This is a genomic window from Olivibacter ginsenosidimutans (assembly GCF_039542865.1).
GTDB lineage: Bacteria > Bacteroidota > Bacteroidia > Sphingobacteriales > Sphingobacteriaceae > Olivibacter > Olivibacter ginsenosidimutans.
The window spans coordinates 1-10,197 of record NZ_BAABIQ010000021.1; the positions used below are offsets into that span (position 1 = coordinate 1).

At 35.4% G+C, this 10,197-nt stretch carries 12 protein-coding genes; 10 read left to right on the plus strand and 2 right to left on the minus strand.

The window, feature by feature from the left end:
* Positions 1–440: 440 nt before the first annotated feature.
* On the minus strand, positions 441–623 hold the full coding sequence (locus ABD930_RS08815; RefSeq protein ID WP_345231353.1) for a hypothetical protein: 183 nt from the start codon (positions 621–623) through the stop codon (positions 441–443).
* A gap of 487 nt (positions 624–1,110) precedes the next feature.
* Here ABD930_RS08815 and ABD930_RS08820 point away from each other — a divergent pair, with 487 nt between their 5' ends.
* The 4 genes from ABD930_RS08820 to ABD930_RS08835 all read left to right on the plus strand — a co-directional run bounded on the left by ABD930_RS08820 (position 1,111) and on the right by ABD930_RS08835 (position 4,385).
* The gene (locus ABD930_RS08820) at positions 1,111–1,401 is read left to right on the plus strand and encodes a DUF3892 domain-containing protein (RefSeq protein WP_345231354.1); all 291 of its coding nucleotides are present in this window, start codon (positions 1,111–1,113) and stop codon (positions 1,399–1,401) included.
* Positions 1,402–1,509: 108 nt separating this feature from the next.
* The gene (locus tag ABD930_RS08825; protein WP_345231355.1) at positions 1,510–1,947 is read left to right on the plus strand and encodes a hypothetical protein; all 438 of its coding nucleotides are present in this window, start codon (positions 1,510–1,512) and stop codon (positions 1,945–1,947) included.
* A gap of 315 nt (positions 1,948–2,262) precedes the next feature.
* Positions 2,263–2,736 (plus strand): hypothetical protein, encoded by a 474-nt coding sequence (locus tag ABD930_RS08830; protein ID WP_345231356.1) that lies wholly within the window; start codon positions 2,263–2,265, stop codon positions 2,734–2,736.
* 5 nt (positions 2,737–2,741) lie between these two features.
* On the plus strand, positions 2,742–4,385 hold the full coding sequence (locus ABD930_RS08835; protein ID WP_345231357.1) for an alpha/beta fold hydrolase: 1,644 nt from the start codon (positions 2,742–2,744) through the stop codon (positions 4,383–4,385).
* 301 nt (positions 4,386–4,686) lie between these two features.
* Here the strand turns inward: ABD930_RS08835 and ABD930_RS08840 are convergent, their stop codons facing one another.
* Entirely contained in the window at positions 4,687–4,944 is a 258-nt protein-coding gene (locus tag ABD930_RS08840) for a hypothetical protein (protein ID WP_345231358.1), read from the minus strand.
* 516 nt (positions 4,945–5,460) lie between these two features.
* On the opposite strand from ABD930_RS08840, the gene ABD930_RS08845 reads away from it, so the two are divergent.
* The 6 genes from ABD930_RS08845 to ABD930_RS08870 all read left to right on the plus strand — a co-directional run bounded on the left by ABD930_RS08845 (position 5,461) and on the right by ABD930_RS08870 (position 10,046).
* Positions 5,461–5,997, plus strand: coding sequence for a hypothetical protein (locus ABD930_RS08845; protein ID WP_345231359.1), 537 nt, complete (start codon positions 5,461–5,463; stop codon positions 5,995–5,997).
* Between the two features lie 103 nt (positions 5,998–6,100).
* The gene (locus ABD930_RS08850) at positions 6,101–6,415 is read left to right on the plus strand and encodes a YbjQ family protein (protein ID WP_345231360.1); all 315 of its coding nucleotides are present in this window, start codon (positions 6,101–6,103) and stop codon (positions 6,413–6,415) included.
* Between the two features lie 29 nt (positions 6,416–6,444).
* Positions 6,445–6,915: a hypothetical protein gene (locus tag ABD930_RS08855; protein WP_345231361.1), complete on the plus strand. Its 471-nt coding sequence runs from the start codon at positions 6,445–6,447 to the stop codon at positions 6,913–6,915.
* Positions 6,916–7,150: 235 nt separating this feature from the next.
* Entirely contained in the window at positions 7,151–7,945 is a 795-nt protein-coding gene (locus ABD930_RS08860; RefSeq protein WP_345231362.1) for a hypothetical protein, read from the plus strand.
* A gap of 48 nt (positions 7,946–7,993) precedes the next feature.
* Positions 7,994–8,842 (plus strand): hypothetical protein, encoded by an 849-nt coding sequence (locus ABD930_RS08865; protein WP_345231363.1) that lies wholly within the window; start codon positions 7,994–7,996, stop codon positions 8,840–8,842.
* 277 nt (positions 8,843–9,119) lie between these two features.
* Positions 9,120–10,046 carry a hypothetical protein gene (locus ABD930_RS08870; RefSeq protein WP_345231364.1) on the plus strand — a complete coding sequence of 309 codons (927 nt, stop codon included), beginning with the start codon at positions 9,120–9,122 and terminating at the stop codon, positions 10,044–10,046.
* Positions 10,047–10,197: the final 151 nt, after the last annotated feature.

The following is a 10,197-nucleotide window of genomic DNA, read 5'->3' on the forward strand; positions in this document are numbered from 1 at the left end:
AAGCGTATGAAAAAACAATTGAGCAGAATATCAGCGGACAAATTCTGAAAGTGTATTGAAAGGCTACAGCTAACATCGCATTGGCAAAATGGCGGGTGAAGTGCAAACTTCAACTTTTGTGCATTATTTCCGCCGAATGTGTTCCACATTCAGCTTTTTTTAATCAATGTTTTTGATATTTTTGATATTTTAGCAGTTCCATTGTGTGAAAGAAAAAATAGATCTAAATCTGAATGATCACTTGCCTCCAGTCTGCCATATGATCCTGTGGTATATATGCAAAAGTCATTGTGTTTGCGTAATTCTTCAGATTTTGTTATATGATTTTTAAATTCATTGAGTCGGCGAAGACTATAATCACTTCTCTCTTTTGCGATTTTTACCATGGTTGATGTAGACAATGATGTTAAAAATTTATAAATATGTCGGAATTATTAGATCTAGGACCTCCTTGGCTTATTCCTCTCCAACACATCAATTAATTTCTCAATAAGTACGTTCTGTTCACCGCGCACATTAATTGGTCTGTTTATCCAACCATCGATGTTGAGGTATAACACGTAAATAACTAATGCAACAATGCTTAGGTATAGGAGATCGAATAGAAAGGGGAAGTACGTCATAATTCAAAGGTTTAGATTGTGTAATTGTTCTTATGCTAAGATAGGAAAATTCTGAACAATTTGAGAAATATTTTTTCATAACGCTCAAAACTAGATAGTTTGTTACTCAAAACATTATAGTTATATCGTTTATCGGGTGGCGAGATCGTTTCAATAAGATAGGTCAAGTCAAAATAATATCCCCGCATTAAAAGGATAGTACGTGTTGTGTTCACAAAGACCACTTGTTGTGCCTAATATCACTAAATCAAAGAATGAAGCAAATTTGAATATTTAGTAATCTACCTACTTAGTCGCTCTGATAAATCCTTCTTAAGATTTTCCGATCGTTATCAAATCATTAAATTTCTGGTGTAGTTGCTGTGTACCTGTCGAAGATAGTCCGCCCAAATCTAAAACGATACGGGAAACCGTAAAACTATTTTTACCAAACACATTATCTTTATAATGATTTAAGTCAATTGTGTAAACTTAAAATATAAAAATTATGGCAATAAGAATTACATGCATTAACAAAGACAATGGATATCATGAAAATCCAAATGTAGCGATAACACACCTAGGGTGGGTCGAGGAACAGACAGGGGAAAAAGGCAAAAGTACAATGCTGGAAATTTATAATTGGATAAAAGAAAAAAATGGCAAAGCCTATGTTAAAGATGGATCTGGAGACAAAGTTAAGGTCATCACAGCGGAAACTAGTAATGGTACCAAATATCTGAAAACTGTCGCCGATAATACAGTACGAAACAATCTTCTAGCTTTACCAGAGTGCTAAAACAATACTTGAATTAAATAGATGGATATGATAGACTGATTAATACAATGTAGAATAGTTTTCCAGGCCACACAGCAGATTATTTAAAAACCTTTAAAGAAAAATAAAATGGAACCAATTTTAAAGCTAAAGCAAATTTACTCTGAGAAAAAAGTTGTTCGTTTAGATGATTCAACTGAATTAAGTAGATTATTAGATAACACTATCACACAAGTTGGAAATGAGTACCATAGACAGATAAATGCTTTGGGAGATACATTTATCAGATATCTAAATGATAACTATGAGCTAAATAAGGAGCTCGTTAAAGTTCTTGACGAAGAATACTGGAGTCAGTCACATAAGCTAAAATTTTCGGTTTCTGATGCGTTTTTAGCCGGTGAGAGAATTTTGGAGCTTGATTTCACAATCGAATTGCCCGAGATTTTGGCTTGTATTCAAGTTGTTGATGGAGACAATTTTGTATGTATTAAAGAAAGTGAGATAGGCAAACAAATTTATCCTTATAAAAGGAAGCCTAATTTTTTGCTCGTGGTTGTTGAATAGTAAATCGATAGCTAAGAATAATATAAAGTCTTGGCTATAACACTTGATTTTCATAAATCTCCCTCATCTATAGCGAAGTCTAGTGTTATCAAGACGTGGAAATACATCGTTTGAACCACCTAATGGTCGCGGTGTATCAGTCCGAAGTCGTCAATAAACAGCATCTTTACTTCTAAATAGCCATCACCTGTCTTTAAAACAACTTCTTTACCCATTAGTGAGGTTCCCATTTCTCGCTTGTCATCACAAAATGTGAGTGCCTGATTTTGTATCAGTTAGTAGAAATCGGTAAGTTTGGGTTATAAATCATTAGTTATGAAATACGCTATAACAGTAATACTGTTTTACCTCGTCTTCAGTTGCAGGGAAGACATTGATCAGACACCGAATATTTCTGAAAAACTAAGTTCTTACCAACAGGCCAGCTTTAATAACACGGAAGAATTAGTGTTTCACTCAGGTTTTGAGGGTACAACGAATGTGGTAAGGGAATCGTCTACTAGCAGGTATGATAATATAAAGGGGATAGACAATTCAGTTGATCCTGTCGGAAATTGGAATAATGGCTTAATACCAATGTTTGAAAAATTAACTCGAGTTGTCTATCAAAATAACGATTCTGGTAGAAGCCAAAGCAAGGCGAGCATTGTTCAAGATCCATTAAATCCAAATAATAAAGTGTTGCAACTATTTTTGAATCTTAGAAGCGGTGTTATATATTTGTTGAACCGCTACACCCATGTTTTAATTTTTACTATATGTTCCGATCTGCCTTTTTCAAAAACCTAAGTTGCATGATAGCCTTTTTAATTTCAACACATGTTTATGGACAGGATATTACATTTAAGGGCGATGTTAAAACAAAAGAAGAAGGTAGAGCAATCCCTTATACTTCCATTGGCGTTAAAGGAAAGGCCTTTGGAACTATCGCAGATTCCCTTGGAAAGTTTGTTCTACTGGCAGACAAATCAGCGATTAAAGATACAGACACTATCATCTTCAGCCGGGTGGGGTATTCATCGCTTAGACTTAGTGTAAAAGATGCCGTTGGTAAAAAGCTGAACATATCGCTAGCGGCGTCTCCGGCAACACAGTTGGACGAAGTGGTAATAAATGAAACAAAAGACAAAATAAAAGTATACGGAAGAACACCCGGAAAGATGACATTAAATCCTAGGGCCTATTCAAGCTACCCCAGGATAAGTGACATAAGTGGACGTGAACAGGCTACTATTCTGAATATCGATAACGATATTCAGCTAAAAGAGGTCAATTTTCTACTAATCCGCAACAATTTTACCAATGTAATGTTCCGGCTTAACATATATACCGTTAATGATAATTTACCCGACGAATTGATTTCAACAAAAGAGATTCTATATGAAACAAAAGATCCCAGAGGCTGGAAAACTATTAATCTCGACAACTATAATATAAGGATTAAAGGTCATAAAAAGATAGCAATCGCCCTTCAGTTGGTTAAATCGGGCCTTGCTGATAGAGACACTTTAAAGCATTCCTACTTAATCCCTTCGTTCCCCTCTCCGTTAAAGAAGAGCTATTTCCGCGAAAAAAGCGAATCCGAGTGGATGCAAGTTAAATCATCCTATTTATATGTAAATATAAAAGCCTATAAGCTTAGCGGAAACCATAACGACTTGGCTCAATCTGAAGCTCCTGATAGTTCATCTTCTCAAGAGTATATGAAGTTAATGATCGGCAATAATCCAAACGTTGGGAAAACCATTCCGGTTGATAGTGCTCAAATTTATTATGAGACTTATGGCGACGGGGAACCGCTGGTACTTCTTCATGGAAATAACGAATCTATCGCCTCTTTTAGAAGTCAGATCTTGCCCTTAAGCAAACGTTACAAAATAATCGCGATAGATACTAGAGGGCAGGGGAACAGTATAGACAACTCAACAGCTCCCTATTCGTATGAACTGTTTGCAAAAGATGTCATGCAGATAATCGATCAGCTTAAAATAGAAAAAATAAACCTGTTAGGTTGGAGTGATGGAGCCAATACAGCACTAATCCTCGCCTTTTCTCACCCCGAGTTAATAAAAAAATTAGCTATTTTTGGAGCTAATTTAACGCCAGGAAAAGAAGCGCTCACAGAGCAAACGTTGGAGATATTTAAGCAGCGTAGGGATAGTCTACTTCATCGGAATGAAACAAAAAGTGTTGTCTACAGGCTAACCGACTTGGTGTTGAATGAGCCACATATTCGGGTTGAAGACTTAAAGAAAATAACCGCACCTACCTTGGTCATGGCGGGAGAACATGATGTTATTAACGAAGAACATACGCAATTGATTAGCAGTTCTATAAGTGATGCTAAATCGCATATTTTTAAAGGCGGCGATCATTATGTGCCAATAAAACAACCAGAGGCTTTTAATCACATTGTTGCAAATTTTATGAGCCATTAATTTCCAATATTTTAATACTGAAATACAACCTCCATAACATTGCAGAACCCTGCTCAGCAAAACATACCGCTGTTTGCGGGTGTTATCCTAACTTGATGCCTTATTTTGGAATATCAAGGCCCTAAAGTTTTCAGCCAAAACTGGAATATAAACAACATCAGTTGCAATGGTGTCGGCTTCCCCAAATTTAGAAGATGCAACATACCTTCTGGAGCAATTATGTTTTATAAACAAATATAAAGTATTAAGGTTGACTTGGAAACAACGAGGTGATAGCATTGGCATCTATTATCATTATCTTCTATCCCCCTAATAACCCTCTAATAGAACATACTCTTCCACAGGAAGCATCGAGAAACGTACTCAGTATTTCTAAAGAGCTGTCGAATACAAAGTTGCGATGGCGTTTCGCTAATAAAACCAATTTCTCTTTTAATGTTAATCCCTTAAGAGATTCATTTAAACTGAGGAAGTATTGTGTGTTTGCAATGAGATGATTTTTGAGCAGATCGTTAACAACAGACTTTTTGCTTGCACGGAATAAGTCATCTTTATCCATTTGGTAAATGATACTGCCTTTGCTTACCATAATTCTATAGCTAGAGAATGTGTTGTCTATCAATGAAGGGTCAAAGAGTAAAATCTCATTTTCCTGGCAAAACCAGAAAGTTTTATTTTTATAACTGAAGCCCCAAGCCTGTCCTTGGTATAAGTAATAAAAATTTTTCGAAGTCTCTCCGATGTCTAGAATAGTACTGTTTCGTTCAAAATTTTTCTATCCGATAAATTTTGTTCAAACGTCTTATAGATGTTTTCATTAAGGTCCTCATTGAAGTCTTCAAGTAGACCAAAAAGATTTGTAAACTCCATAGCTCCTTCTTTTTTTGATACTAACAAACAATGGCGTTAAACAGATTTTTACTTATGTAAAGAAACAATGGCTCGTTGTTGCAATCTACCCACACCATTAAAATCACTTTGATTTAGCAAAATCAAACAAGGTTTAATACATTTATATTTGCATGGCAGTCAATACTACGGTAGCTATTAACAACCTTTGAGGGTTATTAAAAAAATGATGAAATTTTTCAGAAGCAGTTTGTTTTATTTGATAACGTATCTACTATTTGTGAATATAGGAAGTGTCAATGGTCAGACCTTACAGGAGTCTATCCAGAGAATCAGATCTTTGAAGAATATCAGCTACACAGATGTTGTCCGCACCAAATTTTCTTTTCAGGAAGATTTTTCAGTAGATACGCTAAGTTCCCATGTTTTACCAACACCGGAAGAGGCACAAACCGGAGGTTGCTATCTGATTAAAGGAGGGAACAATTCATATGCATTCGATGGAAACAAATTAATAAGCCTAAACTATGCAGACAGCACATATAAAATACAGAAAGAAAGTGTTTCCGGTCAGCATACACGTTCACTTTTGTATTGGACAAATGTGTTGGAAAAATCGGCAAAACAATCTAATCGAGTTCGGCTATTGGCAGATACGTTAATCAATAACACTTCCTATGCCCATATCGAGGTAATTGATTATGATAGTATTGCTGCATTTCTTAAAATTTCATATATTTTCCTCTATAAAACAAGTTCTTGATGGCTGAGGAGAGATCTAAATTTGTGAAATACAATTTAATTTCTAAATTAGTGGAACTAAACTGGAATAATAACCAACAACCAAATAATAGACCTAAATCAAAATGAATAGCATTATCACCACTACCACTGATTCACTCGATGGCTGGATCATTAACGAATACCACAAGCCTATAACTGCCAATGTAGTGGTAGGGTCTAACATATTCAGTGATATCGCGGCAGGATGGACGGACTTCTTCGGTGGCAGATCCAATACCTATGAGCGTAAGTTGCAGGATATTTATAAACAGGCGATAGAAATGCCTCCTGAATGTGGGAAGCATTTAGGTGCCGACTGCGTGGAGAGGTCAAGAATCGACGTAGATGAGATTAGGAGTAAAAGAATACACGTTTATTTTATCATCGCCGCCTCTTAATTCAATGAAACAATCTAAAATGTTTAGAAATGGAAGTCTTTAGAGCCATAAATTATGTTGAATTGATAGTGGGGGGCACTTTCGGTGCCATATTAGGACTTCTTATAAGTGAATTTAAAGGATGTATAGCTAGGCGAAGAAAGAAGAAAAAAACAAGAGAGCTTTATGAAGTAATGTGTGGCGAATACAAGAGGCAGCTGGAGCGAGCAAATGAGTATGTTAAAGCAGTAATTACCTATCAATATGAGAACATTTTGCACATCGATACTAAGACATATAGTAATGAGGTTATGCAAGAACATTGGAGAGGGGAAATCAAAATGGATACGACGAATCAGGGTCTAGTTGTTTGGTACCATGAAGACTCACCGGGACTTGATAAGAACGGGTTTAAAAGGATAATAGTAAGCCCTGATAGATTGAAAATAACTCTCCTTGGAGAGGGAATTTATGGGGTTGAAGAGTTGAGAAGAGACAATACTAAGCATTTGATCCGCTAGTAAATTGTTTTTATGAGCATGCAACTCTTAAATGAAAATGTCGATTCGAAGAAGTGTTTATGATAAATGTACACTATTAAAAGCAGTATAGTTCAACTGCTTTGTTGGAGGTAGACATTGGTCAATAGAAGGTTTAATAATATAATAACTAAAAGAAGAAGTAGAATATCATTTTGTTTATTTTAGGCCTGTCTTCGAAGATTGGGGATGGCATGTAGATAATGATCAATTACTAATGGAAAAAAGCATAGAAGTTAACCTACCTATTAATTGTGTCATAGTAATTCAATCATTGCTACCCAATGAATCGCAAACAGGGAAGCAATTGTATGATGATATAATTAAAAGAAGGTGTAGCCAACACGAACTTAATTCAGGAATTGTGAATGTTAAGAACAAAGATGAGTTTTTAAATCTCGCATCAACATTATTGGAAAAGTTACAACCTGAATCAGCAAAACCTCTACTACATTTCGAAGTACATGGTTGTGAAGAAGGATTGCAATTAGCTAGCGGCGAAATTGTAGGTTGGGATGAGGTTGGCAGCTGTACGCGATCCATAAATGAATACTTAGGTAACACACTCTTTATCTCTTTGGCCACATGCAAAGGGGCTCACATACTTAAAAGTATCGATCCTACTATAAGGGCACCGTTTTGGGGAATCTTAGGGCCCAAGCAGGACATTAGCCATGAGGAAGTTGTAAATGATTTTAATGGATTTTATGATGAACTGTTAAATTCTTTTGATTTACAGAAGGCCATTGACATTTTGAACGATTTTAATCCGAGCGCAGTATATGTTTGGATGACTTCTGAATTTGTCTTTGATGAATTTTTAGTGCCAATGATTAAAAAGAAGTTAGAGACAAAGATTGAACGCTTTAAAAGGTTATTCCCTGATAGTAAGAATGCATATCCATTGATGAATAGAAAGGAGAGGCGCCAACAATTAAAAAGCAACATTAAACAACATAGCCGTGAGAAGTTTGTTAAAGATTGTAGAAATACCTTTTTATTTTTGAAATGATCCATTTAATGTGGAAGTGCTCTCATAATGAATAATTAAAGCTAAACGATGAATTCAATAGATGAAAAACTGGTTTTACTACGTGAGCTGGAAGAAATTAGATATTCTGGTTACATAGGCCTTCCAACCGGTTTGTTAGCTCATGCAGTTCTGAATACCATTGATTTGTTTGAGCTGGTAAAAATGTATATCAATCAGTTGTATGAGGAAAAAATCATTGCAGATAATATTTTAAAGCGACTACAGGAAGATTCTCAGCGAGTAGCCATTTTCGATTATGTTTTTGATCACATTAGAGAAAATCAAAACTATACGAATAGATTGAGATTCAAAAAGTTATTAATGTATTTACTCGATGAAATGGATGACGAGCGAATAATGGAGTTTTTCTCATATTTCTACCGTTCCCGATATGTTTACGAGGTCAGAACTGCTTTAGATGTAGCTCGGCGGTTTTGGAGTCCAAAAATGCAAGAGATTGTTCTTAATGATTATCTCGAAACTCTTGATAACGACCGTCTGCTAGTTTTAATAGACTGCGCAGATAATGATGTTTTTATGGAAATAGTTAAAAATAGATGGACTGAAAAGGATATTCCTACCTATCTAAAAGTTCGGTTTATTAAAAGACTCAGAGGACTGGGAATCTCGGATTTTCTGTTTTTGAGAGAGATAGATCCAAACAATTTCTTAGGCTTACTATTGTTTTGTAAAGAACCAATAGATAAGAAAATGGTGGCTGAATGCTATAATAGAGTTGAAGATAAATATAAGCCTTTTGCAATTTGGACAGTTGCAAAGCTTGGCTATTGGGATATTGTCAAACCGTCAATTAAAAGTTATATTCAAAAGCCAGAGAATAAATATCCTGGATTTTCAAGTATTATGTTTGACTGAACTGATAGGTTGGACGGATATTTAAAATTGGATTTTTGGATATGACAAATGTTAACTATGATAGACAATCTCATAATCGAAGTAACGTTCCAAAACATACAAAATCGACGGTTAATGCAAATGAGGTGAAAAAAATAGTAAACGGGGTATATCAACTCATTGAACAATAATAAATAAAGACCTCTTTCATTTTTTTTTAACTATTTATATGAAAATTTTGAAAAATGCTTTTTGTTTGCAATTTTAGGTAAATAGTATTCTACATAATCAAATTAATATGCACTTAACCGAAACCGCATCCCTATTGGAGGAAATTAGACCTAAATTATCTTATCATCAAAGCACCCTTTCTACAAGTAATGCTAAGAGAATTTATTTAAATGAACTTACAAAATTTAGGGCGTCTATAGAGCGACTTGACTTTATATCTGCACTTAAGCAATTACTAAAACCTATAAAAGATTCTCCCATTTTTATGACAGAATCAGACGAGATAACAATAACTGACGCAGAGGCTAATAAGTTGTCAAAAGACCTATCATCTTTAAGAAATGCAATATCAGCAATTATTTTGCTTGCTCATACCGAAGATGTTGAAGAGATAGACAGTATTCGGATAAAATTACCGCCGTTTCATACTTTTGAAGAACTTCAAAAGTTATCGGGCGAACTCAAACTTGCAGTAGAGGTGCCTCTGTATAATAGTCACATTGGTGCGAAAGTCGACATAAAAAGAGCTGAGACTGGATCTATTTGGTTTTTGATAGGACTGGGGATTCGTGCCGCGGGACAGATGCTTGCAGATTTGGCGCACTTGGCATTGAATGTGAGAATGAAAAAGATTGAGGGCGATAAGCATATTGAATACCTCAAACAGAATAAAGCAGCCACCGATATGTTAAATACTCTTTCTGAATTCACTAAGACGACAGTTAAAAATTATTTAGACGAGCAAGCAGAACAAATTCAAAATAAATATTTTGATACAAAGAAAACTAAGGATGCCTTAAATATAATAAAAACGGCTGCGGAAACTTTTGGCAATCTTTACGAAAAGGGAATGATTGTTCAATCAGCCATGCCTAGCGCGGTTGATAATGAGGTGCCGCCAATAAAATTTCCATCAATTGACGAAATAAAACTATTAAAGGAAAGTATTAAACAGATCTCAAGCAGCAAAAATGGCGATCAAGAGAGCGCTTGATTGCTTCGCGGTTGAAGTATCAATGTTTTGATTTAGGTGTTTTCGGGTATCCGCCCGACCAAGTGCATATTTCCTGAGCGTTGTATAATGCAGAACTTTGCTTAATGAGCAAAGAAGAAAAGAGATCACAGATGCTATCGATGGTAGCAGA